Raw genomic sequence first — 26,976 nt, 5'->3', positions numbered from 1 at the left:
TGGACGGGCGTACGCGGGACGGGTCGGCAGCGGCCGGCCGCCGCGCGCACAGTCCTTGGGGGCACGTCATGTCAACGACCAACCCAACACGCCTCACCCACGGCCGGACCGCACCACCCCCCGCCACCACCTACGGGCCGCACATCGCGGGCCTCTTCCCACGCCCCGCGGGCCCCTTCCCCCGCCCGATGGGCACCTTCTCGCCCGTGCTCGGCGCCCCGGCCGGCGGCTGTGCGCGGCGCGGCACCCAGCACCTCCACCGGGGCGCGACCCGTACCCACCAGGGGGAGAACGGTGCCTGACTTCCCTGCGGACACGTTCCTCGGCGGCGTCTCCCCGGAGACCGCGAAGCACCTCATGGCGGCGGGCACCCTCGCTGAATACGCGGACCGCCGCCCCCTGCTCCGCCAGGGCGATGCCGGGAGCCACGTCCTGCTGATCCTGCACGGCATGGTGAAGATCGTCACCTGCACCGTCGAAGGCCATGACGTGGTGCTCGCCTTCCGCCGCGCCGGCGACATGGTCGGGGAAATGGCCGCACTGGAGCACAGACCGCGTTCCAGCACCGTCGTCGCCCGCGGAAACGTCACCGTACGGGTCATCCAATGGCCCACCATGAAGAAGCTGCTCGGCCAGTATCCGGACGCCGGCGCCTCGCTGTTGCAGATGCTCTCCGCCCGGCTGCGCTGGGCCAACCAGCGCCAGCTCGACCACCACGCGTACCGCGCCGTGATCCGGCTCGCCCGCGGGCTCGTGGAACTCGCACGGCTGCACGATCCTTCACAGCACGGCGAGTTGGAAACACGGCGGGAAATCCCGGTGTCGCTCACCCAGGAAGAGCTGGCCTCCCTCGCCGGCCTCGCGCTCACGACCACGCAAAAGGCCCTCGCCGAACTCCGGCGCGACGGCCTCGTGGAAGTCAGCTACCGGAAGATCATCATCACCAATTTCCCCAAACTCCTCGTTCTCTCGAAATTGATCGACGAGAACCCGTAGTACGAGGGATTCCGCTTCGGACCGTCCTCCTAGCCTCGGCGTGAACGCATCGCGGAAGCAGCGCGACAGCGTCCTGTCAGAGAGAGGAAAGCCCACGTGGCCGAACGGTCCGGGTACCAACCCCGCACATGCCTCGCACTGGACGTCCAGGCGTACGGGGCGCGCAACGATCATCAACAGTCCGACGTCCAGCACGAGTTGCTCAGGATGCTGTCCCGCGCCGCGCTGATGGCTGGCGTCGACCGCTCGCAGTGGCTTTACCAGGCCCAGGGCGACGGGCAGTTGGCCGTCCTACCCATGGACGGTTCCGAACCGCTCGTGGTCGACGGCTACGTCCGTCAACTCACCGCGGTCCTGCGCGAACACAACCACCTCCGGCTCCCGGCGGCCCGCATCCGGCTGCGCGCCGCCGTGCACCACGGCCCGGTCGAGCCCGCCGACAACGGCTTCGCCGGCCGGGCCGTGGTCACCACCTGCCGGCTGCGGGACTCCGCCGTACTGCGGCACGCGCTCGTCGTCGCGCCCGACGCCGATCTGGTGCTCGCGCTCTCCGACAGCGTCTTCCACAGCACGGTCGGCGGTGGTCACACCTCGCTCGGTACGGCCGAGTTCCGGCGGATCGACGTGGTCGAGAAGGAGTTCCGGGCACCGGCCTGGCTCTGGGTACCCGGCCACGACGTCCACGGCCTGCCCCTCACCCAGGCCACCGCCCCCTCCGCGACGACAGCCGACCCGTACGTCGCGTCCGCACCTCCCGGCTTCCCTCCCCTCCGCCGGCCCACGCCCCCGCCGGCACCTGGCTCACCTGAGCCGGCCCAGTCCGCACCGGGGCGGCCCACGCCGGGTTGGCCCACGCCGGGTTGGCGCACGCCGGGCTCCCTTGCATCGGATCAGCCCGCACCCGGGCGGTTCACGCCGGACGCGCCCACACCCGGCTCACCCGAATCGGGCCAGCCCACACCGGGGCGGTTCACAGCGGGCCCGCCCGGACCGGACCGGGAGACCTGCCTCGGGCTACGGGCCGCCTGGACCGCTTGGGCCGCCGCCCAAGGCCACCACCTCGACTGAGCCGACGGGCTTGGCCGAGCGGGCGGGGCCGGAGGCGAGCGCACAGGACGGGCCTCCCCCGTTCAGGGGCGGGGGAGGCGCGTGGCCCCGGCCCCGGGCCGGCGGGGAAGGCACGCCGCCCCGGCCCCGGGCCCGTCCCGGAGTGGACGCCCCTGGCCTCCCCCGTTGCCCTTGGGCCCGCCGCGCGCTACCCCGCCTCGCTGGTGATCACCGCGAACTGGGCCCCGAACGGATCGAGCACCATGGACATCCGGCCGATGCCCGGCGCATCGTCCGTGGTGGTCAGGGCGGTGCCACCGTTCGCGGCCACGGCCGCCACTGTCGTATCGCAGTCCTCCACCTCGAAGTACGGGTACCAGCGGGACTTCAGATCGCCCACCTCGATCTGCGGCGGGAACTGCATGATGCCGCCGTGCGTGGCATCCCGGCCGCCACCGGGCGGGGAGACCACCGTGTAGTCGACGTCCGCCATGGGGGTGCGTTCCGCTTCCCAGCCGAAGACCTGCCGGTAGAAGTCGACCGCGGCCTGGGCGTCGGTGGTGTGCAGCTCGGACCAGCACAGCGAGTTGGGCACGTTGACGACGTCCACGCCCCGGGTGTCACCCGGCTGCCAGACGGCGAACTCGCCTCCCGTCGGGTCGGTGAACTGGGCCAGCCGGCCGGCGGTGAAGACGTCCATCGGCTCCGCGCGGACGTCGCCGCCCGCAGCGCTGACGGCCTGGGCCGTCGCCTCCGCGTCGGCCGTCTGGAAGTAGATCGTCCAGGCGGGGGAGGCGCCCTCTGCCATCAGCGGCCCGATGCCGGCCACCGTCTTCCCGTCCGCCTGGAACATCCCGTACCCGCCGGCGTCCGGGCCCGCCGACTGGAATTCCCAGCCGAAGACCGTGCCGTAGAACGCCGCGGCGGCCCCGGTGTCCGGCGCCCCGAGGTCGAGCCAGACCGGGGCGCCCGGCACGTAGTGAGTCGTGAGCATGGCTGGTCCTCCGACGTCGTGTGGGCGCAGGGCCGCAGCCAGCAGCTACGGCGCGGACCCGCACCCTCCGGTCCTTTCAGAATGACAGCGCCCCCGGCGGCGCGCCGTTCGAAGCCGTGGGCCCCGGCGGTACGCGGTGGCGGACGGTGGTACGCGGTGGCGGGCAAGGGAAGGCAGGGGCAGGCGGTGGTGCGCAGGGGCAAGCGGGCGAGGCGGGGCCCCGGCCCCGCACGGGCTCACTTGCTCACTTGCGGTTGTACAGCCGCATCGTCACCGAGCCGAAGACCGCTATCAGGACCGCGGCCCAGCCGAGGGTCCAGGCGATCTCCACACCGGGCCAGTCACCGTCCATGAGGGAGCGGACCGCCGAGGACAGATGGGTGATCGGGCTGTTGTTCACGAACGCCTGGAGCCAACCGGGCATGGTCTTGGGGTCCACGAAGATGTTGCTCAGGAAGGTGAGCGGAAAGAGCACCATCATGCTGACGCCCATCACCGACTTCTCGCTCCGCAGCAGCAGCCCGAACATGGTCCACACCCACGAGAAGGCGAACGAGAAGACGATCAGCAGGACGATGCCGGCCAGCACCCCGAGCACTCCGCCACCCGGGCGGAACCCCATGATCAGGCCCACGACCAGCATCACGGTCGAGGCCATGGCGTACCGCAGCATGTCGCCGAGGAGATAGCCGACCATGGCCGAGGGGCGCCAGATCGGCAGGGTGCGGAAGCGGTCGAAGACGCCCTTGGTGATGTCGGTGTTGACCGCCACCCCGGTGTACATGGTGATCATCACGACGCTCATCACGAGGATGCCCGGCAGCAGGAACTGGAGGTAGTCCGTGGTGGAGCCGGCCAGCGCACCGCCGAAGAGGTACGTGTACATCAGCACCATCATGATCGGGAAGGCGGTGACGTCGAAGAGCTGCTCCGGCACGTGCTTGATCTTCAGGACGGCACGCCAGCCGAACGCCACCGACGTCGTCCAGGCGCTGGGCCGCGGTGGCCGCTCCTTCGCGATCAGCACGGCGGACAGGCTCTCGACCGTGACCGGCGCGAGCTCGGTGGCCGCGTCGGCGCGGGTGGCGCGGGCTTCGGTCGTCGGTGCGGTGCTCATGCGACCGCTCCTTCCTTGCTGGTAGGGCCGTCGGAGCCCGCCGGCCCCCGGGTGTCGTGCGGGCCGTCGGACGCGTCGTCGGGGCGGGACGCAGGACGGTCGGTGAGGGCGAGGAAGACCTCGTCCAGGCTCGGCTGACCGAGTGAGAAGTTGTCCACGGTGATGCCGGCGCTGGACAGTTCGTGCAACGCGCGGGCGGCCTGCTCGGCCGCGCCTTGCCCGTCCCCGGCGAGGCCGACGCGGGCGGTGAGCGCCACCGGATCGTGCTCCAACTGCACCTGGGCGTCCAGTTGTTGGGAGAGCAGCCGCTCGGCCGCCGGCCGCTGCTCGGCGTGGCGCAGCCGTACGTGCACCGAGCCCGCGCCCACCGAAGCCTTCAGCTCGCCCTTGGTGCCCTCGGCGATGACCTGCCCGCGGTCGATCACGGCGATCCGGGAGGCCAGTTGGTCCGCCTCGTCCAGATACTGCGTGGTCAGCAGCACCGTGGCGCCCTGGCTGACGACGGCGCGCACGATGTCCCAGACCTGGTTACGGCTGCGCGGGTCGAGCCCGGTCGTGGGTTCGTCGAGGAACAGCAGGTCAGGGGTGTTGAGGATGCTCGCGGCGATGTCGATGCGGCGCCGCATGCCGCCCGAGTAGTTCTTCACCTGCTTTCCGGCCGCCTCGGTCAGCCCGAACGCGTCCAGCAGCTCCGCCGCCCGCTCCTTCGCCGCCGGCTTGCGGTGTCCGAGCAGCCGCCCGAGCAGGACCAGGTTCTCCAGGCCGGTCAGGTCCTCGTCCACCGATGCGTACTGGCCGGTGAGGCTGACCCGGCTGCGCACCGCATCCGGCTCGCGCAGCACGTCGTGCCCGAAGACCCGCGCCTCCCCGCCGTCCGGCCGCAACAGCGTGGCCAGCATCTTCACCGTGGTGGTCTTCCCCGCCCCGTTGGGCCCGAGCACCCCGTACACCGTGCCGGTGGGCACGGCGAGGTCCACCCCGTCCACGGCCCGGGTCTCGCCGAACACTTTGACCAGGCCGGACGTCTCAATCGCCAGATCGGCTCCGGGTGTACTCATCGCGGGTCCTTTCACGGGGGTGGCTCGTCACGGGGCACGTGGGGGCGGTGCGGAACAACTTCTACGCAGGGCTCAAGGGCAGGGCGTGGCGTCACGGTCTGGGGCTACGGGGCGCGGCGACGGCGGCCGTACGAACCGCTCGCCGAACACCTCCGAACCACCGGATCAACCCGATGGTTCTGCTGGGCATCCGCTCTGGTGTTCTAGTGCCGACGACTGTAGTACGGGGGTCTGACAATGCCCTGTTGATCATGAGAAACCCCAGGTCACGGCAGTTCGCCTGGCGGACCCACCGCCCGCCGCGCCCCCTCGCCACGGCCCGGCCGCACCCCCTGGCCGGCACCTCGCCACGGCCTAGTCGCGGCCCCTCGCCAGCACCTCGCCCCAGCTCGGTTGCAGCCCTCGCCGCCACCCCGCCGCGGCCCCCTCCGTACCGGCCGACCACCGCCCACCGCAGCCCCTCACTCTCCGGCCCCACACCCACCACGGCCCCACCACGCCCCCACGACACCCCTCGCCATCGCTTCACCCGCCGGACCCCGGCCGCCGACACCGCCGCCACTGGCGACCGGCCCGTGAAAACTCGTCACCCACATTTCCCACCCGGCGCGTCCCGCGCACCACCATCCACGCCATCACCCGACCCAACCGGCCGCACGCCCCCGCCGGCCGCCCGTGCATCCACGCTCGTGAGATCGCCAATTTTCCCACCAAACCCCTTCCACATATGGGGATTTATTCGCGTTGGACGGGCTGTGGACAACTCCATGGGGCAGGTGACCGCGGCCCCGGCCCTATGCCATCTTTGTTCGAACCCCCCACGGAGGATTCGAACCCATGAGCCCAGAGCGCCACACCCCATCCACCTCTTCGCCCACCCCTTCGTCGAGCCCGTCCCGCACCGCCGGAGTGGATGGTGCGCCGGGGGCAGAGGGCCCGCGGCCGGTGCGGCGTGGCCACCGCAGACGGGCGAAGAGACGTCCGGCCTGGCTGCCGTTGGCGCTCGTCGCCGTCGTCGCCGGTGGCGGCGTGACCGCGTACGTGGCCCTGGACGAATCCGATGCGGGTGGCCGCAGCGTGGCGGACGGGGCCGACCGGGTACGAGCTGCCGACGCGGCGAGCCCGTCCACGTCCGGCGCCCCCGGGCCGAACGCCTCGCAGCCCGCGGACCGTACGCAGGAGAGCGGCCCGAGCCCGTCGAAGAGTGCCCGGCCGACCGCCGACGCGGGCCGCAAGGACGCCGCCGGCGCGGATGCGGGCGAAGGGCGCGGCTCCCGGTCTGCGCAGCCGACGCAGGCCGACCGAAACGCGGCCGACCGTGATAGCAACGCCGCTGGCCAGGGCGGAAGCAAGCCTGCGGGCGACACGGGTGGTGCGGGCGACAGGTCGGGCAAGGACCGGGCAGGGACGACCGGGCCGGGTTCCGGTACCCGCAGCGGCGGCAGCAGCAAGGACGGAGGTGGCGGGCAGGGCGGCTCGGGCAGCCCGCGGGAAGGCGACCGTGCGCGCTCGACCGGCCACGGAGGCCCGATCACCGATGTACTGGCGCTGGTCAACAAGGAGCGGGCGGGCGCCGGTTGTCGGCCGCTCGCCGCGAGCGGCACCCTGAACCGGGTGGCCGACACGTACGCGGGCGTCATGGCCGACGCCCAGGAACTCTCCCACACCGGCCCGGACGGCTCGACGGTCGGCGACCGGGTCACCCGCTCCGGCTATACCTGGTCAGCCGTCGGCGAGAACATAGCCCGCGGCCAGGCCGACGCCGCCGCGGTGATGTCCGCCTGGATGAACAGCCCCGGCCACCGCGCCAACATCCTGAACTGCTCGTTCCACGAGATAGGTCTCGGTGTGGAGCAGGGTTCGGGCGGCCCCTGGTGGACGCAGGTGTTCGCGACCGGCCGCTGACCAACGCCGGCCGCCCCACGGCCTGGCTAGGGGGCTACCTCACACTCGGTCGGATGCTGGCGATCCGCACAGTGCGGCGCGGCTGTAGGCCGCTGTAGTCGATGAGGCTGGAGATGGCGACGGAGGTGCTCACCGTTTCACCGCGCCAGAGTTGGAAGGCGGTGGCCGTGCCGGTGATGGTGCGCAGCACTTCCCCGCTCGCCGGGGCGGAGTGCGTGATCTCGACCGTCACCGTGTAACTGGCGGATTGGGAGCCGTTGTTGGTGACGCGCAAGGACTCCATGGCGGTCGGGTCCCAGCACCGGCCCCCGTCGCCGTGGGTGACCAGCCGGGCCGTGACCTGCCCCTCCGTGCGTACACCGGCGCCTGCCGGCACGGTGACGCAGGACGGCGGCGCGGAAGAGGCCGGGGCGGCGGCCCCCTCGCCATCCGAACCAGCGGCACAACCAGCCACCGCGACGCCCACCAACACCACGGCAAGACAACGGATTCTCATCACCCCGGGGAGTGTGCCAGCCCGTACCAAACCGCTCCGCCCCGCCCTCCCCGCCCCTCGCCCCACACCGCCCCACCCCGCCGCGCCATGCCACGCCACGCCACGCCACGCCACGCCACCAGCCCACCCGACACCACCGCCACCGCTGACGTGGGCGGCACCGCAACCGCCACCAACCCACCACCCACCCCACCCCCTCGGCCGCACGGCCCACCACGCACCCGGTATTGGAGGATCGATGGCAAAGAATCCGTGGCAGGACGGTGGCGCGTACGGTGCGGCGGTCCGACCAGCCGTCGACGAAGGGCCGCAGCGTGGAGAGTCGGGACAGAGCCACTGGTCAGCAGCAGCCGACCGACGAGGACCCAGCCGACGCAAGCCCGCCCCCACACCCGCGCCCCTCACACCCAGACGCCTCACGCCCACACCCAGACCCACACCCCACCACCCCCCAACTCACACCGCTCACACGGCTCACACAGCTCGCGCGGCGGGGCCTGCGGCCCGGGCGGGGCGTGGCGCGGTGGGTGTGGGCGGGATGTGCCGGGGTGTTGCTGGGGGCCGTCAGCGTGGTGCTGGGGTGTCGGGCGGCGGACACGGACGGCTTCACGCCCGTACCGCAGTTGCTGGCCTTCCTCCCCTGGCTGGTGGTGCCGACCCTGGCCGGGCTGGTGTGTGCGGGGTTGGCCCGGTGGCCGCTCGGGGGTGGCTGGGCGGTGCTGGTGCTGGTGGTGACGGGGGCGTACTACGGGCCGTACGAGGGGGCCGGTGGCAGGGGGCCGAGTGGGCCGGCGGTCGCCGGGGTCGCGCTGCTCACCGCCAACCTGGAGTACGGGCAGGCCACCGAAGGCTTGTTGGCGGTGCTGCGGGAGGAACGGCCCGATCTGGTCGCGGTGCAGGAGTGCGACCACCGGTGTGCGACGGCGCTCACCTCTCGGGAGATGCGTGCCAGGTACCCGTACCGGAACATCGTCACCGGGAGGCCGGCGCAGGGGTCCGCGATCTTGAGTGCGTACCCGCTGCGGAGCACGGCGGGGGTGCCGGGTTCGCTGGCGATGCCCGGGGCGCAGGTGCGGATCGCCGGGCAGTGGGTCCGCCTCCAGGTCGCCCATCCGATGCCGCCCGAGCCCGGCGGCGTGGACCTGTGGCGCACCGAACTGGGGCGGCTGCGCGCGTACGCCGAACGGCGCGGCCCGACGCCCACGCTCATCGCGGGCGACTTCAACGCCACCCAGGACCACGCGGCGTTCCGGGAACTGCTCGACACCGGCCTGCGGGACAGCGCTCGACTGGCCGGCATGGCGCGTACGCCGTCCTGGCCCACGCTCACGACGCCCCTGTTCGGCACGCAGATCGACCACGTGCTGGTCAGCGACGCCTGGTCGGTGCGGAGCGCGCGCTTCCTGGACCTGCCCGACACCGACCACCGTGCGCTGCTGGTGGAGCTGGGGTTGCACGGGAGCGCGTAGTGCGACGACCGGGCGCCGCACGCCAGGCCCCGACTGGGCTCGCCCCCGGCCCTGCTCCCGATCTCGCCCCCAACCTCGCTCCTGGCCCCGGCCCCGGTCGGGGTGGGCCAGGCCGGCCGGGCCCCACGCCCCGCACCGGCGGGTCGGGGCGTGGGGCCGGCAGCCGCCGGTCATCAGCGGCGGCGGTCGCGGTCGGCGGTGGCGGTCGAAGGGACCGCGGGCCAGACGCGGGGTCAGACGCCGAAGGCGGCTGCGTACCGGATGGTGCCGGTGGGTACCGGGCGGGTGCCGTCCAGGGTCAGGGCCATCATGGCCTCGTCGGGTACGTCGAAGGGGGCCCGAATGCCGAAGCGGGAGGCGGGGACGAAGCCGAACCGCGGGTAGTAGTCGGCGTGTCCGAGGACGAGTACGAGGTCTTCACCCAGGGCCCGGGCGGCGTCCAGCGCGGCCCGGATCGCGGCGGAGCCGGCGCCGGAGCGTTGGGCCGACGGCAGTACGGCGCACGGGGCCAGGGCGAGCGCAGGTGCGCCGTCCACGTGGCAGCGGGTGAGCAGCGCGTGTCCGACCGGAGCCCTGTCGGGGGCGACGGCGACCACGGACAGGCCGTCGATCCACGCCTGCGGGTCGGCGCGCAGGGCGTCGACGAGTTCGGCCTCCTCCGCGGTGGGGAAGGCGGCCCGGACGATGGCGTGGATGGCGGGGACGTCCTCGGCGGTTTCCGGGCGGGTGGTCCAGGTGGTCATGGCGGTTCCGTTCTCGGTGCGGCGGGGGCCGTGGTCAATGGCGCGGGTGGAGTGGGTGGCGGATTCGTCGTCGCGGCCGGGTGCGTGGCGCAGGTCGGCCCGTTCCGCGGCCGGCCCGGCAGCGTGCCGGGGCGGGACGGCACGCGCCCCCACCTCGGTTCGGCCGGGCTCCAACGGGAACGGCGGCGGGGCGTGGGACGAAGGAGGATGGGACGGAGAAAGGTGGGACAACAGAAGACCCTTGGTGAAGGGGCCCCGACGAACGGGCTGGCCCGCGCCCATGAGCCGTCAGGCTCGGGCGGGACGCGCGTCAGATCAGACCGGGGCCCGGGACATGAGGATGGTCCGACGGGCGCTGCACACGACAGCGACCTCTACGACGGTCATCAACTCACCTCCCTCTCCTGGCCCCGCACCTCCAGCACCACACTGGTGCTTCTGATGCCGCTGGCTCTCCTGGCTCTTCTGATGCTTCGAGTGCCCAGGGCACTCCAGGCGCCTCGGGTACTTCTGGCACTTCTGGCACCTCTGGTGCCCCTGGTGCACAGGGCGCGGCGCACAGCCGGCCCGGCTGGCTCCGCGTCGTGCACGCTAACACGGCCCGCGCCCCGAGGGTGGGTTGATTCGGGACACGGGCCGTGGGTCGCGGGCCGCGACAGCGGGGTGGCGCGGTGGGTGGGTGCCGGGCTGCGGCGCGGCGCCCGCACCCCCGCCGGGGAAGACACCCAACCCCGGCCGAGGCCGCACCCAGGCGCTGCCCGCCCCGGGCGCCCCCTGCGGCGAGGCGCCCTGACGCCCTCAGGCAACACCCCCGGGCGCCCCGCCCCCGGACACACCCGGGCAACCCACCCGAGCACGAGCCCGGACACGCCCGGGCAACGCCCCCAGGCGCCCCACCCCGCAGCCCGTCCGCCTACACCTCTACGCCTCGCTCACCGCTTCCTGGAGCTCCGTCACCCAGGTCTCCTTCGGGCCCTCGCAGTCGAGGTAGAGCTCGCGGGCGTAGCCGGTGGCGCGGTAGCCGTTGGCCTCGATCCAGCGGGCGAGGGTCTGGGCGGTCGGCAGGATCGCGTCCATCGAGCCGCGGTGGACGATGGTCGCGGCCCGCTCCACGCCGGGCAGGTCCACGACGTCGAACCCGCGGCCGGCATCGGGCCCGGCCCCCACCTGCACCTGCGCCCCGACCTGCGCCCCCGGCTGCCCAGCCGCCTGGCCAGCCACCTGCACCGCGGCGTGCACGGCGACCGAGCCTTCGGGGGCGTCGGCCGGGCCCGGCTCGTAATACGCGATCGCAGGCCCGGCCGGCTGCACCCCGGCCGCCGCGAGCCGGCGGAACAGCTCCTCGTACAGCGGCCCGATCACCGGCCCGATGTGTTCCGGCTCGAAGCTCTCGGCGATGCCGGACAGCTCGGCCACCCGTACCGTGGGCACGCTCTTGATGACCACTTCGTCTGCGGACATGGTTCCCTCACTCTCGATCGTCCGGAGCCTCGCTTCGATGCCGGTCAGCCGCGCCGCGTCGGCCGCCATGGCCGCCGCGAGTTCGGCCCGCCGCAACCGCAACATGCCGCGCAGCTCCCCGACGTCCACCTCCTCGTCGAGCACGGCCCGCACCTGCTGGAGCGTGAAGCCGAGTTCCTTGAGGGCGATCACCCGGTTGAGGCGGGCGAGCTGGCTCGCCCGGTAGCCGCGGTAACCGGTGTACGGGTCGACGTGGGCGGGGCGCAGCAGCCCGATGGCGTCGTAGTGACGCAACATGCGGACCGACACGCGGCCGTGCTTGGCGAAGTCTCCGATGCTGAACATGACGCCCTCCAGTGCAGGGCCTCACACGGTGTCATGGTCAAGCGCGCCCTCCCCAAGCCGGGCCCACCCCCACGTCACCGCCCTGACCAGCCCTTCCCGCAGACACCGCCGTACGAGCCTCCGGCGGAGCAGCCAACCCCCACCCGCCGAGCCCCCACCCACACACCCCCCGTTCGCCGCCCCACCCCAGCACCCCACCACCACGCCACCACGCCGACACCCGGCCCGGTCTTCCCAGCCATGGCCGGACCCGACCAACCCAACCCAACCGCGCCGAGCCCCGCCGACCACCCCCGCAACCCGGACAGCCACCACCCCAGCAACCCCAGCCACCCCCGCGCCCCGTACCCACCCACCGCCCGGCGGCCGAAGTGCCCCCGCGGGCGCGGGTTTGGCGTCCGACCTGGCGGAAACCCGTGGCGGGATGAGCCACTCCCGAAGCCGCCGCGACGACCGTCAGGGCGAGGGCCAGCCGGCCACCCGCCGGCCGCACGACCCGCCCCACGGGGCCGAGGCGGCCGAAAAGTCCGAGGTCAGGATGGGTGGGCACGCCTTCGTGCTGAACCGGCCGGAGAAGGTGCTGTTCCCCGACGACGGGTTCACCAAGGCCGACCTCCTCGCGCACTACCGGGCGGTCGCCCGCCGCGCCCTGCCGGAGTTGCGGGGGCGCCCGGTGATGATGGAGCGGCACCCGGACGGCATCGGCGGGCGGCCCCTGATGCAGAAGAACGCGCCCGACTACTTCCCCGACTGGGTGCACCTGGCCGAGGTCGGCAAGGAGGGCGGCACGGTCACCCACGTGATCTGCGACGACGCGGCCACCCTCGGCTACCTCGCCGGTCAGGCGTGCACCACCGTGCACCGCTGGCTCTCCCGCGCCGACCGGCCCGACCACCCCGACCGGCTGATCTTCGACCTCGACCCACCGGACCCCGCCCCCACCCGAGCGAACCCCACGCACAGGCACGGAACCACCTGCCGACGGGGACCCGCCCCGCACCGCGGAGCCCCCCGCCGCCGACCGCCCCACCGGCTCCGAAAGCTTCGAAGCGGTCCGCTGGAGCGCGTACCGCGTCTGCGAACTGCTCGACGAACTCGGCCTTCCCGCCCGCCTCATGACCACCGGTTCGCGCGGCCTGCACGTGATCGTGCCGCTGGACCGCGGGGCAGGCTTCGACTTCGACGCGGTACGGGCGTTCGCGCGGGACGCGGCCGACCTCCTGGCCGCCCGCCACCCGGACCGGCTCACCACCGCAGCCCGCAAGGCAGACCGCGGCGCCCGGCTCTACCTGGACACGTTGCGCAACGGCTACGCGCAGACGGCAGTGGCCCCGTACGCGGTCCGCGCCAAGCCCGGCGCACCGGTCGCGACCCCGATCACCACCGACGAGTTGGCCGATCCGCAGCTACGGGCGGACCGTTGGACGCTCACGACCATCGGCGACCGGCTGGCCGAACCCAACCCCTGGCCGGCTCGTGCCCTGCGCGGCCGATCGCTGCGCACGCCCCGCAAGCGGCTTGCCCGACTGTTGGCGTGAACGGGAACAGGGACAGGGACAGGGGCGGGGCAGGCGCAGGAGCGGGACAGGAGCAGGGAGGTGCGGGGCGCAGGAGCGGAGACGGCCGGGGCCGGGCGGCGGGCGCGGCCAGGCGTCAGCTCTCGCTCGGGTGGTACGCGCTGAGCGCCGCGAACGGATCGGGCTCCATGCCCGGCGTCGGCCACCGCTGCTCGGCCCGCCACCGGTCGCTCTCTGCCAGTAGCGCGCCCCACAGCACGTTCAGCGGGTGGTCGGCGGGGTATCCGGCCCGTTCGCCGCGCCGTACGAACGCGCCGAGCAGCACCTCGACCGGCGGGCCCGCGTCATTGATCAGCTCCACCACGCGCAGACCGCGCGCGTACGCGGTCCGCGGGTCGCGCGCCGCCTGGCCGACCCCGGTCGTGACCACCATGCACCCGTCGATGAGGCCCGAACGCAGCAGCTCGTAGCCGTAGTTGACGGTGTCGATCTCGGCCGCGACGCGCACCCGGTTGCGGAAGTCGGGCCCGAACCAGGCGTGCAGCACCCCGGCCATCAGCCCGCTGGTGGAGACCACGAGCGGCAGCCGCCGCAGTTCGCTGGCGACGACGGTGGGGCCCGGCAGCCGGCCGGCGGGCAGGTTGGTGAGCAGCGACAGGCCGCTGCGCCGCCACTCCATGACCTCCACGTCGGCCAGGTCCGCATCGTCGCCCGGCCGGGTCACCACGCTGCCGCAGACCAGGTCCACGTCCTTGGCCCGTAGCCGACCGAGCACGTCGCGGGTGCGTACGTGCCCGACCTTGAGTTCCACGCCCCGCTGCTGGAATTCCGCGGCCACCCGTTCACCGGCGCCCGCCAGATATCCGAGGGTGAATCGGGTGGTGCCCACGTCGAGCGACTTTCCGAGTCGCCGTCTGGACTCGTGTATTCCGTCCAGCCACTCGTCGAGCGTGTTCCGCGCCAATGCGACGAGTGCTTCACCGGTGTCGGTGAACAGCACGTCCTTACCGCGCCCCTGCTTCAGTACGAGCGGTTCCCCGCACAATTCCCGAAAATTCCGGTTCATTGTGTCGAGCTGTTTCTGCACGCTCGACTGTTCCCGCCCCAGCATCCGCGCCGCGCCCAGCGCCGTCCCGGTCTCCCGCACCACGATCAGCGTGCGGAGCTGGTCCATCGTCGTATCGAGCAAGGGCAACGGGGCCTGTAGTGGCCGTCCCGGCCCCTTCCCCGACCCTGTCCCCAGCGCACCGGGTAAGGACATCCCCGCCCCTCGCCTTCCACCTCAGCGGCCAGCCGCGCCCGCTTTTACCGAGCCTACGACCCTACCGCCGCCCCACCCGCGAAAAATCCCCGGGCAACGGCCGCCCCTTTCGTCGGGGCGCGGGAAAGGGTGGGATATGTGGATACGGGACGCGAAAGGCCCGGGCGAGGGAACGGTGGTTTTCCACGGGGCGGTCCCGAGCCGGACCGGCGTACCGCGGCGGCCTTCGGACATGCCCGGCGGCGCCGGCCGCCCCAACGGCCGGCGCCGCCGCCACGAGACCCGGCGCGTCCGGTGGGGGTGGCCGCACGACCACCGGACGGCCCTTGGGCCTGGCTCCGAGCGGGGCACTGCGCGGGAGGTCCCACGCGCACCCCGGTCACGTTCACGCTCGCGCCCGCGTGCACGAACACGGGCGCGGATCACGGCTGCGTCCGCGTTCACGAGCGCGTTCACGAGCGCGTTCACGAGCGCGTTCACGAGCGCGTTCGCACTGCTCGTCCCACCGCGCGCCCGGGCCGGGGCGGCCGTGGTAGGCGTGACCGTACCGCGGGCCGCCGCCGGCCGGTGGGCACCGTGCCGGACGCGCGGCGCGGGGCGCGAGCTTTACAGCCCGCCTTCGGACATTCCGTGCACAGCGGGCACCGTACCGAGCAGTCCCTTCTGGAAGTCGTCGAACGCCTGCTGGAGTTCGGCGCGGGTGTTCATCACGAACGGGCCGTAGTGCGCCATGGGTTCGCGGATGGGCAGCCCGCCGAGGAGGACGACCTCGAAGTTCGGGCTGCGCGACTCCTGGGACTCGTCGGCGCGCAGGGTGAGCGTGTCGCCCGGCCCGAAGACGGCCGTCTGCCCCATCCGGAACGGGCGGCCCTCCACACCGGCGGTGCCGCGGCCGGCCATGCCGTACGCGAGGCCGTTGAAGTCGGGGCGCCAGGGCAGGGTGAGTTCCGCGCCCGGGGTGAGCGTGGCGTGGATCATCGTGATGGGCGTGTGCGTGGCGCCGGGGCCGCGGTGGCCGTCCAGGTCGCCGGCGATCAGTCGGAGCAGCGCACCGCCGTCGGCCGAGGTCAGCAGCTTGACCTGACCGCCCCCGATGTCCTGGTACTTGGGGGCCATCATCTTGTCCTTGCGCGGCAGGTTCACCCAGAGCTGGAAGCCGTGGAAGAGACCGCCGCTGACCACCAGCGACTCCGGCGGCGCCTCGATGTGCAGCAGCCCGGAGCCGGCGGTCATCCACTGGGTGTCACCGTCGTTGATGACCCCGCCACCGCCGTGCGAGTCCTGGTGGACGAACGTTCCGTCGATCAGGTACGTGACGGTCTCGAAGCCGCGGTGCGGGTGCCAGGGGGTGCCCTTCGGCTCACCCGGCGCGTACTCCACCTCGCCCATCTGATCCATCATGATGAACGGATCGAGGTGCTTGTAGTCGATCCCGGCGAAGGCCCGGCGCACCGGGAAGCCCTCGCCTTCGAAGCCGCTGGGCGCGGTGGACACGGCCAGTACGGGCCTGGGTCGCGGCGCCGCCTCACCCGCGCGGGGGGTGGGCGCGGAGACGCGCGGCAGGGTCAGCGGGTTGTCAACGGTTACGGCGGGCATGACGGCCTCCTCGGTCGTTCCGCATTCAACTTAGTTGAATGGTGAACGACCTGCAAGGCGTGCGCATTCCCGCGCCCCGTTCCCGGCCCCTTTCAGCCATCCCGCCAGCGCCCCGCCGACAGCCCCGCAACCGCGCCCCACCTGCCCACGGACACCCGCAGCCGGCACCCCACCGGAGTCCCGACGCCCGCGCCCCCGACACCCCGCCGGCACCCCCGACACCCCGCCGTCTCGACACGCCCCCGACACCCCACAGCCAGCCCCCACCCCCACCAAGCCCAACCCAACCCACCCCACCGCCCCCAAGCACGACGAAACCCGGGCCGGACCGCCGTACGAGCGGTCCGGCCCGGGTTGCATCAGGCCAGGTCAGAGCGGGTTTCGCGCAGTGCGAGGCGAGGACTGGGCGACGGCCTCGGGCCAGCCGACCCACCCAAGGTCACCCGAAGCCACCATCAGGCCGCCCGGAGCCACCCCCGACCGGCCCGAGCCCGGCAGGCTCAGCCGTACATCTGCCGCATCGCGTAGTCCACCATCTGCTCCACCGCCTTCGCGTCGAAGACCATCCGGTGGTCGCCCTCCATGTCCAGGACGAAGCCGTAGCCCGTCGGGAGCAGGTCGAGCACCTCGGCGCCGGTGATCACGAAGTACTTGGACTCCTTGCCGGCGTAGCGGCGGAGCTCCTTGAGCGAGGTGAACATCGGGATCACCGGCTGCTGGGTGTTGTGCAGCGCCAGGAAGCCGGGGTTGTCGCCGCGCGGGCAGTAGATCTTCGAGGTGGAGAAGATCTGCTGGAAGTCCTCCGGGGCCATGGTGCCCGTGGTGAAGGCGCGTACCGCGTCGGTGAGCGAGGGGGGCGACGGCTCCGGGTACAGCGGCTGCTCGCCGTAGCCCGCGCCCGGCTGACCCGGGTGCTGCTGATGCCCCTGGTGCCCGTGTGCGGACGGGTGGCCATGCGGGGCCTGGTGCCCCTGGTGCGGCGGCTGCTGCGGCGGTGGCGGCGGGGCCGCGTACTGCTGCCCGCCACTCGCGTTCTGGTCGTAGCCGTACATGTCATAGAGCGTACTGAGTCACAGTTGGTCGATTGAGGGTTGCCTCTTATTACCGGTGGGTAGCATCATGAAGGTCATCGCTGGAAACGCATGCGAGACCGATCCCACCTCCCGGTGCAGGCGCTCCGCCGCGCGCTGGGTCGAGCCTTACGGAGCCGTCGCCATGGGGCACTACAAGTCGAATCTCCGCGACGTCGAGTTCAACCTCTTCGAGGTGCTCGGCCGCGACAAGCTGTACGGCACCGGACCGTTCGCCGAGATGGACGTGGAGACCGCGAAGAGCGTGCTGGCGGAGACCGCCAGGCTCGCGGAGAACGAGATCGCCGACTCGTACGTGGACGGCGACCGCACCCCGCCGGTCTTCGACCCGGACACGAACACCGCGCCGCTCCCCGACACCTTCAAGAAGAGCTACCAGGCGTACATGGACGCCGAGTGGTGGCGGCTCGGCATCCCGGAGGAGATCGGCGGCACCACCACGCCGCGCTCGCTGCTGTGGGCCTTCGCCGAGAACGTCCTCGGCGCCAACCCGGCGGTGTGGATGTACGCGTCGGGCCCGGCCTTCGCCGGCGTGCTCTTCGAGGAGGGCACCGAGCAGCAGAAGCACATCGCCAAGCTCGCGGTGGACAAGCAGTGGGGCTCCACCATGGTGCTGACCGAGCCGGACGCCGGCTCCGACGTGGGCGCCGGCCGCACCAAGGCGGTCCGGCAGGACGACGGCTCCTGGCACATCGAGGGCGTCAAGCGCTTCATCACCTCGGGCGAGCACGACATGTCCGAGAACATCCTGCACTACGTGCTGGCCCGCCCCGAGGGCCACGGCCCGGGCACCAAGGGCCTGTCCCTCTTCCTCGTCCCGAAGTACGAATTCGACTTCGAGACCGGCGAGTTGGGCGAGCGCAACGGCGTGTACGCGACCAACGTCGAGCACAAGATGGGCCTCAAGGCGTCCAACACCTGCGAGATGACCTTCGGCGACCGGCACCCCGCCAAGGGCTGGCTGATCGGCGAGAAGCACGAGGGCATCCGGCAGATGTTCCGGATCATCGAGTTCGCCCGGATGATGGTCGGCACCAAGGCCATCGCCGCCCTCTCCACCGGCTACCTGAACGCCCTCGCCTACGCCAAGGAGCGCGTCCAGGGCCCCGACCTGGCCGCCTTCACCGACAAGAGCGCGCCGCGGGTCACCATCACCCACCACCCGGACGTGCGCCGCTCGCTGATGACGCAGAAGGCGTACGCGGAGGGCATGCGCGCGCTGGTGCTGTACACCGCGTCCGTGCAGGACGACATCCTGGTCAAGGAGGCCGCCGGCGAGGACGCCAAGGCGCTGCACGGCCTGAACGACCTGCTGCTGCCGATCGTCAAGGGCTACGGCTCGGAGAAGTCCTACGAGCAGTTGGCGCAGTCGCTCCAGGTCTTCGGTGGCTCCGGCTACCTCCAGGAGTACCCGATCGAGCAGTACATCCGGGACGCCAAGATCGACACGCTCTACGAGGGCACCACCGCCATCCAGGGCCAGGACTACTTCTTCCGGAAGATCGTCCGGGACCAGGGGCAGGCGCTGACCGCGCTCTCCGAGGAGATCAAGGGCTTCCTCGGCGCCGCCACCGGCGGCGACGAGCTGGCCGCGGCCCGGGCGGAGCTGGCCAAGGCCGCCGTCGACCTGGAGGCCATCGTCGGCTCCATGCTGACCGACCTGGCCGCCACCGAGCAGGACGTGAAGGCCATCTACAAGGTCGGCCTGAACACCACCCGGCTGCTGCTCGCCTCCGGCGACGTGGTCGTCGGCTACCTGCTGCTGCGCGGCGCCGCGGTCGCCGCCGGCAAGCTGGCCGGCGGCTCCGTACCCGCCAAGGACGTGCCCTTCTACCAGGGCAAGGTCGCCGCGGCGAAGTTCTTCGCGCACCACGTGCTGCCCGGTGTGGCCACCCAGCGCGCGCTGGCCGAGGGCACCGACCAGTCGCTGATGGAGCTGGACGAGGCGGCGTTCTAGACCCGCCCCCCGTACTCGGGTCCCGGCCCGTCCGGCGCCCGAGTACGGGGCCCGGGCACGGCGCCCGGGTGCGGGGCCCGGGCACGGAAGCACCCCCGGGCACGGAAGCACCCCAGGGTGCGGCGCCCGGCCCCGGAAGACCCCGGAAGACCACTGTCACCCCATACGGCGCGGTTCGCTCCCCACCCCACAGGGGGAGCGGGCCGCGCCGGCCTCCGGGGTGGCTCACCGGCCGGCAACCACCCCACGAGCACCCCCACCCCCACCCCGCCGAGCGACCGGACCAAGGCGGCCCGGCCATGACGAAGAGCTGATCATCGGGCGACGCACCCCGCTCTCGCCGCGGGCGGGCCGGCCCGGCTCCTTATGCTGAAGACATGAGTACCCCCGCCCGCTTCGATCGCGGCCACACCGATGACCTGATCTCCTTCCTCGGCGCGAGCCCGTCGCCCTACCACGCGGTGGCGAACGCCGCCGCGCGACTGGAGAAGGCCGGCTTCCGGCAGGTCGCGGAGACCGACGCCTGGGACGGGACGAGCGGGGGCAAGTACGTGCTGCGCGGGGGCGCCATCGTCGCCTGGTACGTGCCGGAGGGCGCCACGGCCGCCACCCCGTTCCGCATCGTGGGCGCCCACACCGACTCACCCAACCTGCGGGTCAAACCCGTACCGGACACCGGTTCGTACGGCTGGCGACAGGTGGCCGTCGAGATCTACGGCGGCACGCTGCTCAACACCTGGCTCGACCGCGACCTCGGGCTGAGCGGGCGGCTCACGCTGCGCGGCGGGGAGCAGCGGCTCGTGCACGTGGACCGGCCGCTGCTGCGGGTGCCGCAGTTGGCCGTGCACCTGGACCGCAGCGTCAACGTCGACGGGCTCAAGCTCGACAAGCAGCGCCACCTGACGCCGCTGTGGGGCATCGGCGGGGTGCGCGAGGGCGACCTCATCGACTTCGTGGCGGGCGAGGCCGGGGTGGCCGCCGACGAGGTGACCGGCTGGGACCTGATGGTGCACAGCGTCGAACCCCCCGCCTACCTCGGCCGGGACCGCGAACTGCTGGCCGGGCCGCGGCTGGACAACCTGCTCTCGGTGCACGCCGAGACCGCGGCGCTGGCCGCCGTCGCCGCCCGCGGGGACCTCCCGTACGTTCCGGTCTTCGCCGCCTTCGACCACGAGGAGAACGGCAGCCAGTCCGACACCGGCGCCGACGGGCCGCTGCTCGGCACCGTCCTCGAACGGTCGGTCTTCGCCCGCGGCGGCGGCTACGAGGACCGGGCCCGGGCCTTCGCCGGCACCGTGTGCTTCTCCTCCGACACCGGGCACGCCGTCCACCCCAACTACGCCGAACGGCACGAACCCGGCCACCACCCGATGCCCAACGGCGGCCCGATCCTCAAGGTCAACGTCAACCAGCGGTACGCGACGGACGGCGGCGGGCGGGCGGTGTTCGCCGAAGCCTGCGAGCGGGCCGGCGTACCGTGGCAGACGTTCGTGTCGCACAACTCGGTGCCCTGCGGCACCACGATCGGCCCGATCACCGCGGCCCGCCACGGGATCTCCACGGTCGACATCGGTGTCGCCATTCTTTCCATGCACTCGGCCCGCGAACTGTGCGGCGCCGACGACCCGTTCCTGCTCGCGAACGTGCTCGCCGCCTTCCTGGAGGGCTGACTTGGAATTCTCACTGCTGGGCCCGGTCGCCGTACGCACCGCGCACGGTGACCTTCCACTCGGCCCGGCCAAACGACGCAGCGTGCTCGCCATGCTGCTGCTCCAGGCCAACACCACGGTGCCGGTGGAGCGACTGATCACCGCGCTGTGGGAGGACGAGCCGCCCGAGCACGCCCGTACCGTCGTCCAGGGCCACGTCTCCCGGCTGCGCGCCACGCTCGCCGACGGCGGTGCGCAGGCGTACGGCGTGGAGCTGACCACGCACGGCTCCGCCTACCTGCTGCGGCTGCCGCAGGAGCGGGTGGACGCGCACCGCTTCGAGGAGTTGGTGGGCCGGGCCCGCGAGATGACCGGCTGGCGGGACGCGGCCGGCACGGCGGGCGGCGGCTCGGCGCCCGCCGGCGGGCCGCACGCGGCTGCCGACGCGGTGCCGATGCTGCGCGAGGCGCTCGGCCTGTGGCGCGGCCCGGCGCTGACCGGCACCGTCACCAGCCCGCCGTTCGCCGCCGCGGCCCACGCGCTGGAGGAGCGGCGGCTGTCGGCCGTGGAGGCGCTGGCGTACGCGCACGAGGTGCTCGGCCAGTACGACGTGGCCGCGGCCGTGCTGCACACCGAGGCGGTCGCGCACCCGCTGCGCGAGGGCCTGATCGCCACGCTGATGCGCGCGCTGTACCGGGCGGGCCGCCAGTCGGACGCGCTCGGCTGGTACCACCGCACCCGCGGGCTGCTCAGCGACGAACTCGGGGTCGACCCGGGCGAGGTGCTGCGCCGCGCCTACGACGAGATCCTGCACGCGGAAGCGGCCCCCGCACCGGCCCGGCCGGCGACGCGGGGCGGACCCGGGGCGCAGCCGCCCGGCGGGCAGGCCGGGCACGGCGGGCAGCAGCCCGGTGGCGCCGGGGCGGCACGGGCGCGGGCCGGTCAGGGGCCCGCCGCCGGTGCCGGGGCGCAGCCGGCCGGTGCGGCTCGTGCGAGCGGGCCGGGCGGTCCTGGTGCAGCCGGTGCGACCGGTGCATCGGGTGTGTCCGGCGGTCAGCACGGCCCCGCCGGTCAACCGCCCGCGGACGGCGGCGCGCACGCCCCCGGCGCCTCTGCGGGCGCCGTCCCCTACCCGGCCGACGCCTACCCGGCCGCCGACCCGTACCCGAGCGTCCCGCACCCGCCCGCACCGGCGGGCGGCGGCGTGGGCACGGGCGGTGGCGCCGGTGCGGCCGGTACGGCAGGTGGGGTTGCGGACACCAACGGCGCGGGCCTGGCCGCCGGGTACGCCGCGGCGGGCGGCGGGAGCGGGCGGGCCGGGGCGCGTGCGCCGTGGCTGCTGCCCAGGCCGCCGACCCGGTTCCGCGGCCGGCAGGCCGAACTGGGCGCGCTCAGCTCGCTGGTGCACGCCTCCGCCCCGTACGAGAGCCCGATCGCGCTGGTCACAGGCCCGGCCGGGGTCGGTAAGACCGCGTTCGCCGTGCACTGGGCGCACCAGCACGCCGCCGCCTACCCGGACGGGCTGCTCTTCGCCGACCTGCGCGGCTTCGGGGAGGACGAAGAGGCGCTGCCCATCGAGGTGTTGCGGGACTTCCTGCTGGCGCTCGGCACGCCGGCGGACCGCATCCCCAGCTCCCCGCAGAGCGCCGCCGCGCTGTACCGGTCGCAGGTCGCCGGCCGCCGGCTGCTCGTCGTCCTGGACAACGCCCGCAGCTCCGCGCAGGTGCGCCCGCTGCTGCCCGGCGGGGCCTCGCTGGGCGGCCCTGCCGACGGCGGCCCGGGCGGCCCGCAGGGCGCGGGCCCGGCCTGCGTCACGCTGGTGACCAGCCGCAGCCGGCTGGACGGCCTGGTGGCCACGGACGCGGCCCGCCCGGTGCCGCTCCAGGTGCTGACGCCGGAGGACGGCGTGGAGTTGCTGACCGCCATGCTCGGCCCCGAGCGGGTGGCCGACGACCCGGATGCGGCCCGCGAGTTGGTGGACCTGTGCGACGGGCTGCCGCTCGCGCTGCGGGCCGCGTCGGCGCAGTTGACCGCCCGGCCGCGGTGGCGGCTCGGCCGGCTCGCCGCGGCGCTCCGCGACGAACAGCGGCGGCTCGCGCTGCTGTCGGCGGAGGACACCGGGATCGCCGCCGCGCTGCGCATGTCGGTGGCGCGCCTGTCGGCGGACGACGCCAGGCTGCTCGCCGCGCTCGGCACCGGCTTCGACCGGCAGGTGGAGGCCACCGCGGTGGCCGCGTTCGCCGGCTCCGACCCGGACGTGACGCTCGACGGGCTCGACCGGCTCGCCGAAATGCACCTGGTCGACGAGGAGGCCACCGGCCGCTACACCATGAGCGACCTGGTCAAACTGTTCGCCAGGGACGGCAAGGCCGGCCACGACCGGAGCAAGCCGCCGGCCGCGCCGCCGGCGCCGCCGCAGCCGCCGCGGGCCACTCCGCCGTCCGATCCTCCGGCGTAACGCCCGCCGCCCGGTGGGCGGCTGACGCCTGTGGGGGCCATCGCGATCGATGGCCCCCACAGGCGTGTCAGCGGCCGTTACCGGCTGGGTGCGCGGGGGCAAACTGGCCTGCCCCATAAGCCGTTTCCGCAGGCCAGATGGCTAACGAAACGGTGTTAGGCAGGAGTTAGCAGCACGCCAATGCGGGCCGGCAGGCTTAAGCCATACCGAGCACGACCACCGCACTGCTCCTGGGGGAACACCATGTCGCACACCGCCAACGACACCGCCCGCCGCTCACTCCGCGGCCGGCTCCGGGGCAACGGACTGCGCATCGCCGCCGCCACGGTGACCGCCGCAGCCGCGCTGACGTTGACGGCGTGCGGCGCGGACGACGGCTCGGGCACCAAGACCGAGGGCACGGCGGAGTCCACCCCCTCGCTGGAGGCCGCAGGCCACGACGGTCCGGCTGCGGACGCCGGCAAGGGCGCGGACGACAGCGCGGGCAAGGACGGCGCGTCGGGCAGCGGCGGTACGGGAAGCAGCGGCGGTACGGGGAGCAGCGGCGGGTCCGGTGGCTCCGACAGCGGTACGGGGCGTACGGGTGGGTCCACCGGTTCGGCCAGCGGCGGCAACGGCTCGAACGGCACCGTCAAGCCGAAGGGGCCCGGCCTCGGCGGCTCGCAGCAGCAGCCGGCCGCGAACCCCCAGGACAGTGCCCCGGGCGAGAGTGCCCCCGCCTGCTCCGTCGGCACCTCCCGGCTGGCCCTGGAAACCATCGACGGCACCATGCCGGTGATCATGCTGCGGCTCACCAACACCGGTTCCACCGCCTGCAACGCGTACCTCGCGCCGATCATCGGCTACCCGAACGCGCAGTCGCCGCTGGCGATCGGCGAGAAGACGCAGAGCGTGAAGCTGGTGCCGGCCGGCGGCAGCACGACCGCCGTCATCGCCCTCGGCAGCGATGAGGGCACCCACCCGCACCGCGAGACGAAGCTCAGGGTCTCCCTCCGGGACGGCAACGGCAGCCCGCTGCCCGGCGAGGTCACCCTCAACTCGCCGTACGACGTCGGCCTGCTCATCGACGCGGACTCCACGGTGAGCTACTGGGGGGCCATGGATGCTCTGTGACCCAGCGGCACGGGGGAACGCGTGGCGCGCTTGGCGCGCTTGGCGCACGGCGCCAGCCGGACCACCTGAGCGGCCTGACCAGCCGCGGGGGACCTGGCCCGGCGCCCGGCCCCCGGCCAACCTCGAACCAGTGGGATCACCTGGACCGACCATCGCCCGGAGCACCCGGACCGCCTGACCAACCCCGGAACACCCGCCCCGGCCAACCCCAACCACTTCCAAGCCGCCCCAAGTCATCCCGAGCGAGCCGCCCGGAACCAACCCGGGACCCACCTGCCGCAGACCCACCCGGGGCCGGACGCCTGACCCGAGCCCGTACCCCGCGCGAACTGACCACACCCCGCCACCCAAGACCCACCCGGCGCCCAGCGCCTCGTACGAGCCGACTCACCCCACAGCCACACCCGATGGCGAGCGGCGACCGCCGCCATCCCAGGACGACGGAGACGGCCGCCCGGTCTACCCCCTGAGCCGGTACCGTCCACCGTCCGCGGGCCCGCCCCCACGAGGGGCGGGCCCGTCGTCATGCGCCACCGGGGAACGCGGCGGGCACGGCGGCCGGCCCCCGGCCGAGCCGCACCGGATCCCGCCGGGCCCGCCGGGCAACGCGGGCGAGCCCCCACCGGAGCCCCACCCAAGCGCTACGCCGCTACGCCGCGCCGCTACTCCGCGCGCCGCTACTCCGCGTCCAACCCCGCCAGCACCAGCGGCAGCCGGTCCGCGCCGGTGGGGGTGATGCGGATCGGGACGCCCCAGTCCTGCTGGTGGACGTGGCACGCCGGGTACTCGATCTCCGGGGCGTCGTCGCAGGACGCAGCCATGGCCGAGACGTGCAGCACGCCCTCGCCCACCCCGTCCGCCAGCCGCAGCGTCCGGCTGAGCTCAGCGCCCGGGCCGGCGCCGTCGGCGAGCAGTTCCGGCGGGGTGGCGCTGACCAGCAACCGCGTCGACGGCCCGTACCGGGTGTCCAGCTTCTGGCCGGCCGGCGGCTGGAAGACCACGTCGAGCCGGAGCGTGCCGGGGGCGATCTCGGTGGCCGCGCGCTGCGTGCGGTGCGCGACCGAGGGGACCCGTACGGCCGTCTCGGGCAGCCGCAGCCGGGTCAGCCGGTGCCGGGCGGACTCGACCACCACGATGTCGTCGTCGACCAGTACCGCGCCCGACGGTTCGCGCAGGTCGGTGGCGAGCGTGCTGACCTCGCCGGTCGCCGGGTCGTAGCGGCGCAGCGCGTGGTTGTACGTGTCGCTGACGGCGACGGAGCCGTCGCGCAGCGCGGTCACCCCCAGCGGGTGCTGGAACAGCGCCTGGTCGGCCGGGCCGTCGCGGTGGCCGAAGTCGAAGAGCCCGGTGCCGGCCGCGGTGCGCACCACGAACGCGTCCGCGCCCGCGGGGGCGTCCGGGTCGCGCTCCACGTAGCGCAGCGCGGAGGTCTCCGAGTCGGCGAGCCACAGCCGCTCCGCCGTGGCCGCGAGCCCGGACGGCTGGGCGAACCACGCCTGCTCGGCCGGCCCGTCGACCAGCCCTTCGTTGGTGGTGCCGGCGGCGACCCGGACGGTGCCTGCGGCCGGGTCGTACGTCCACAGTTGGTGCACGCCGGCCATGGCGATCCACAGCCGGTCGGCGAACCAGGCCAGGTCCCACGGCGAGGACAGGTCCACCTCGCGGGCCGGGCCGGCGGTGGGCGCGCCCTGCCACCACTGGCGGCCGGTGCCGGCGATGGTGGTGACGGTGCCGGTGGTGGGGTCGAAGGCGCGCAGGGCGTGGTTGACGGTGTCGGCGACCACCACGCGCCGCACCCCGTCGGGCCCGGCGGGCAGCAGGGCGAGCCCCTGCGGCTCGTTGAACCGCGCGTGGTCCGCGGCGCCGTCCACGAGGCCGCGCTCGCCGGTGCCGATCCGGCGCAGCACGGTCTCGCCGTCCGCGGCGAGCTCCACCAGCGCGTGCCGGGTCGAGTCGGAGACCAGGAAGGTGCCGCCGGGCAGCCGGATCGCCTTGCCGGGGAAGCGCAGGTCGGTGGCGACCGGCGCGGGCTCCACGTACGGCCCGTCGCCGCGCCGCAGCGTCCCCTTGGCCGCGTGCTCGGCCTCCAGCTCGTCCACGAGTCGCGCGAGCGCGTGCGCGTGCCCCTCCCCCGCGTGCTGGGCCACCACGTAACCCTCCGGGTCGATCACCACGAGGGTGGGCCAGGCCCGCACGGCGTACTGCTTCCAGGTGACGAGCTCCGGGTCGTCGAGCACCGGGTGCCTGACCTCGTACCGCTCGACGGCGTCGACGACCGCGCGGTGGTCCGCCTCGTGCACGAACTTCGGCGAGTGCACGCCGATGATCACGACGGTGTCCCGGTGCTTCTCCTCAAGCTCGCGCAGCTCGTCGAGCACATGCAGGCAGTTGACGCAGCAGAACGTCCAAAAATCCAGAATGACGATGCGTCCCCGCAGGTCAGCGAGGGTGAGATCGGTATCGCCCGTGTTGAGCCAACCACCCTTGCCGATCAGCTCGGGGGCCCGGACGCGCGCACGTGAAGCCATGCCCCCATCCAACCGCAGGGGGGTTGTGGGTATTCCCCGCACACACCGGCCGACCTGAGCAGCCCGGCGCCCCAAGCGGGCGGGGCCCCGGCGGCGAACGCCCTTCCCAAGAGTTGGTACACGTCACGCACAGCGAATTGAACTTATCGACTGAGGGGCCGCGCTCAGGGAGCAC

Annotated in this window: 19 protein-coding genes and 2 pseudogenes; 11 read left to right on the top strand and 10 right to left on the bottom strand. The window is 73.4% G+C overall.

Annotation, left to right across the window (positions count from 1 at the left end; genetic code table 11):
- The first annotated feature begins 68 nt into the window (after positions 1 to 68).
- The 3 genes from ACMA1D_RS08785 (at position 69) to ACMA1D_RS08775 (ending at position 2,064) form a co-directional block, all read left to right on the top strand.
- Positions 69 to 302 (top strand): hypothetical protein, encoded by a 234-nt coding sequence (locus ACMA1D_RS08785; protein ID WP_414723291.1) that lies wholly within the window; start codon positions 69 to 71, stop codon positions 300 to 302.
- The gene (locus ACMA1D_RS08780) at positions 295 to 996 is read left to right on the top strand and encodes a Crp/Fnr family transcriptional regulator (protein WP_414723290.1); all 702 of its coding nucleotides are present in this window, start codon (positions 295 to 297) and stop codon (positions 994 to 996) included. Before ACMA1D_RS08785 ends, ACMA1D_RS08780 begins: the two co-directional genes overlap by 8 nt.
- Before the next feature lie 96 nt (positions 997 to 1,092).
- Positions 1,093 to 2,064 (top strand): hypothetical protein, encoded by a 972-nt coding sequence (locus ACMA1D_RS08775; protein ID WP_414723289.1) that lies wholly within the window; start codon positions 1,093 to 1,095, stop codon positions 2,062 to 2,064.
- A gap of 187 nt (positions 2,065 to 2,251) precedes the next feature.
- Here ACMA1D_RS08775 and ACMA1D_RS08770 read toward each other — a convergent pair whose 3' ends face one another.
- The 3 genes from ACMA1D_RS08770 to ACMA1D_RS08760 form a co-directional block, all read right to left on the bottom strand.
- Positions 2,252 to 3,037 (bottom strand): VOC family protein, encoded by a 786-nt coding sequence (locus ACMA1D_RS08770; RefSeq protein ID WP_414723288.1) that lies wholly within the window; start codon positions 3,035 to 3,037, stop codon positions 2,252 to 2,254.
- Positions 3,038 to 3,281: 244 nt separating this feature from the next.
- Positions 3,282 to 4,154, bottom strand: a complete 873-nt coding sequence (locus tag ACMA1D_RS08765) for an ABC transporter permease (protein WP_414723287.1) — start codon at positions 4,152 to 4,154, stop codon at positions 3,282 to 3,284.
- On the bottom strand, positions 4,151 to 5,212 hold the full coding sequence (locus ACMA1D_RS08760) for an ATP-binding cassette domain-containing protein (protein ID WP_414723286.1): 1,062 nt from the start codon (positions 5,210 to 5,212) through the stop codon (positions 4,151 to 4,153). The genes ACMA1D_RS08765 and ACMA1D_RS08760 overlap by 4 nt, the downstream gene beginning before the upstream one ends.
- A 996-nt stretch (positions 5,213 to 6,208) precedes the next feature.
- Between ACMA1D_RS08760 and ACMA1D_RS08755 the strand changes: the two genes are divergently transcribed.
- On the top strand, positions 6,209 to 7,117 hold the full coding sequence (locus tag ACMA1D_RS08755; protein ID WP_414723285.1) for a CAP domain-containing protein: 909 nt from the start codon (positions 6,209 to 6,211) through the stop codon (positions 7,115 to 7,117).
- Positions 7,118 to 7,151: 34 nt separating this feature from the next.
- On the opposite strand, the gene ACMA1D_RS08750 is transcribed toward ACMA1D_RS08755, so the two are convergent.
- Positions 7,152 to 7,616 carry a hypothetical protein gene (locus ACMA1D_RS08750; protein WP_414723284.1) on the bottom strand — a complete coding sequence of 155 codons (465 nt, stop codon included), beginning with the start codon at positions 7,614 to 7,616 and terminating at the stop codon, positions 7,152 to 7,154.
- A 545-nt stretch (positions 7,617 to 8,161) separates the two neighbouring features.
- On the opposite strand from ACMA1D_RS08750, the gene ACMA1D_RS08745 reads away from it, so the two are divergent.
- Positions 8,162 to 9,082, top strand: coding sequence for an endonuclease/exonuclease/phosphatase family protein (locus ACMA1D_RS08745; protein ID WP_414723283.1), 921 nt, complete (start codon positions 8,162 to 8,164; stop codon positions 9,080 to 9,082).
- Between the two features lie 233 nt (positions 9,083 to 9,315).
- On the opposite strand, the gene ACMA1D_RS08740 is transcribed toward ACMA1D_RS08745, so the two are convergent.
- Both ACMA1D_RS08740 and ACMA1D_RS08735 read right to left on the bottom strand, forming a co-directional pair.
- Positions 9,316 to 9,825, bottom strand: coding sequence for a GNAT family N-acetyltransferase (locus tag ACMA1D_RS08740; protein ID WP_414723282.1), 510 nt, complete (start codon positions 9,823 to 9,825; stop codon positions 9,316 to 9,318).
- Between the two features lie 921 nt (positions 9,826 to 10,746).
- A complete protein-coding gene (locus ACMA1D_RS08735; RefSeq protein WP_414723281.1) occupies positions 10,747 to 11,631 on the bottom strand; it encodes a MerR family transcriptional regulator in 885 nt (294 codons plus the stop codon).
- Positions 11,632 to 12,169: 538 nt separating this feature from the next.
- Here ACMA1D_RS08735 and ACMA1D_RS08730 point away from each other — a divergent pair.
- A pseudogene (locus ACMA1D_RS08730) lies at positions 12,170 to 12,559 on the top strand (ATP-dependent DNA ligase); the annotation flags it as partial.
- A gap of 109 nt (positions 12,560 to 12,668) precedes the next feature.
- Positions 12,669 to 13,169, top strand: a pseudogene (locus ACMA1D_RS08725) (DNA primase small subunit domain-containing protein); the annotation flags it as partial.
- 115 nt (positions 13,170 to 13,284) lie between these two features.
- Here the strand turns inward: ACMA1D_RS08725 and ACMA1D_RS08720 are convergent.
- From ACMA1D_RS08720 to ACMA1D_RS08710, 3 genes are all read right to left on the bottom strand, one after another.
- Complete coding sequence (locus ACMA1D_RS08720) at positions 13,285 to 14,322, bottom strand: LysR family transcriptional regulator (RefSeq protein WP_414723280.1); 1,038 nt, start codon at positions 14,320 to 14,322, stop codon at positions 13,285 to 13,287.
- 693 nt (positions 14,323 to 15,015) lie between these two features.
- Positions 15,016 to 16,005, bottom strand: coding sequence for a pirin family protein (locus ACMA1D_RS08715; protein WP_414723279.1), 990 nt, complete (start codon positions 16,003 to 16,005; stop codon positions 15,016 to 15,018).
- A 500-nt stretch (positions 16,006 to 16,505) separates the two neighbouring features.
- Positions 16,506 to 17,057, bottom strand: a complete 552-nt coding sequence (locus tag ACMA1D_RS08710) for an SseB family protein (protein ID WP_349996637.1) — start codon at positions 17,055 to 17,057, stop codon at positions 16,506 to 16,508.
- A gap of 163 nt (positions 17,058 to 17,220) precedes the next feature.
- On the opposite strand from ACMA1D_RS08710, the gene ACMA1D_RS08705 reads away from it, so the two are divergent.
- From ACMA1D_RS08705 to ACMA1D_RS08690, 4 genes are all read left to right on the top strand, one after another.
- Positions 17,221 to 19,053, top strand: coding sequence for an acyl-CoA dehydrogenase (locus ACMA1D_RS08705; protein ID WP_414723278.1), 1,833 nt, complete (start codon positions 17,221 to 17,223; stop codon positions 19,051 to 19,053).
- Positions 19,054 to 19,430: 377 nt separating this feature from the next.
- Positions 19,431 to 20,723, top strand: coding sequence for a M18 family aminopeptidase (locus ACMA1D_RS08700; protein ID WP_414723277.1), 1,293 nt, complete (start codon positions 19,431 to 19,433; stop codon positions 20,721 to 20,723).
- Between the two features lies 1 nt (position 20,724).
- The gene (locus ACMA1D_RS08695) at positions 20,725 to 23,160 is read left to right on the top strand and encodes a BTAD domain-containing putative transcriptional regulator (RefSeq protein ID WP_414723276.1); all 2,436 of its coding nucleotides are present in this window, start codon (positions 20,725 to 20,727) and stop codon (positions 23,158 to 23,160) included.
- Positions 23,161 to 23,403: 243 nt separating this feature from the next.
- Positions 23,404 to 24,273: a hypothetical protein gene (locus ACMA1D_RS08690; RefSeq protein WP_414723275.1), complete on the top strand. Its 870-nt coding sequence runs from the start codon at positions 23,404 to 23,406 to the stop codon at positions 24,271 to 24,273.
- A gap of 677 nt (positions 24,274 to 24,950) precedes the next feature.
- On the opposite strand, the gene ACMA1D_RS08685 is transcribed toward ACMA1D_RS08690, so the two are convergent.
- Positions 24,951 to 26,801: an NHL domain-containing thioredoxin family protein gene (locus tag ACMA1D_RS08685; RefSeq protein ID WP_414723274.1), complete on the bottom strand. Its 1,851-nt coding sequence runs from the start codon at positions 26,799 to 26,801 to the stop codon at positions 24,951 to 24,953.
- Positions 26,802 to 26,976 lie beyond the last annotated feature (175 nt).

Origin of the sequence: Streptomyces sp. 796.1, assembly GCF_047525675.1 — a bacterium.
Taxonomy (GTDB): Bacteria; Actinomycetota; Actinomycetes; order Streptomycetales; family Streptomycetaceae; genus Streptomyces.
The sequence above is the reverse complement of the archived record's forward strand: the minus strand, read 5'-3'. Positions and strand labels throughout refer to the sequence as shown.

Bases quoted from the DNA above. Each gene is read 5' to 3' on its own strand.
- ACMA1D_RS08785 (WP_414723291.1), top strand. From the start codon at position 69: ATGTCAACGACCAACCCAACACGCCTCACCCACGGCCGGACCGCACCA.
- ACMA1D_RS08770 (WP_414723288.1), bottom strand. From the start codon at position 3,037: ATGCTCACGACTCACTACGTGCCGGGCGCCCCGGTCTGGCTCGACCTC.
- ACMA1D_RS08765 (WP_414723287.1), bottom strand. From the start codon at position 4,154: ATGAGCACCGCACCGACGACCGAAGCCCGCGCCACCCGCGCCGACGCG.
- ACMA1D_RS08760 (WP_414723286.1), bottom strand. From the start codon at position 5,212: ATGAGTACACCCGGAGCCGATCTGGCGATTGAGACGTCCGGCCTGGTC.
- ACMA1D_RS08740 (WP_414723282.1), bottom strand. From the start codon at position 9,825: ATGACCACCTGGACCACCCGCCCGGAAACCGCCGAGGACGTCCCCGCC.
- ACMA1D_RS08735 (WP_414723281.1), bottom strand. From the start codon at position 11,631: ATGTTCAGCATCGGAGACTTCGCCAAGCACGGCCGCGTGTCGGTCCGC.
- ACMA1D_RS08720 (WP_414723280.1), bottom strand. From the start codon at position 14,322: ATGGACCAGCTCCGCACGCTGATCGTGGTGCGGGAGACCGGGACGGCG.
- ACMA1D_RS08715 (WP_414723279.1), bottom strand. From the start codon at position 16,005: ATGCCCGCCGTAACCGTTGACAACCCGCTGACCCTGCCGCGCGTCTCC.
- ACMA1D_RS08710 (WP_349996637.1), bottom strand. From the start codon at position 17,057: ATGTACGGCTACGACCAGAACGCGAGTGGCGGGCAGCAGTACGCGGCC.
- ACMA1D_RS08705 (WP_414723278.1), top strand. From the start codon at position 17,221: ATGGGGCACTACAAGTCGAATCTCCGCGACGTCGAGTTCAACCTCTTC.
- ACMA1D_RS08700 (WP_414723277.1), top strand. From the start codon at position 19,431: ATGAGTACCCCCGCCCGCTTCGATCGCGGCCACACCGATGACCTGATC.
- ACMA1D_RS08690 (WP_414723275.1), top strand. From the start codon at position 23,404: ATGTCGCACACCGCCAACGACACCGCCCGCCGCTCACTCCGCGGCCGG.
- ACMA1D_RS08685 (WP_414723274.1), bottom strand. From the start codon at position 26,801: ATGGCTTCACGTGCGCGCGTCCGGGCCCCCGAGCTGATCGGCAAGGGT.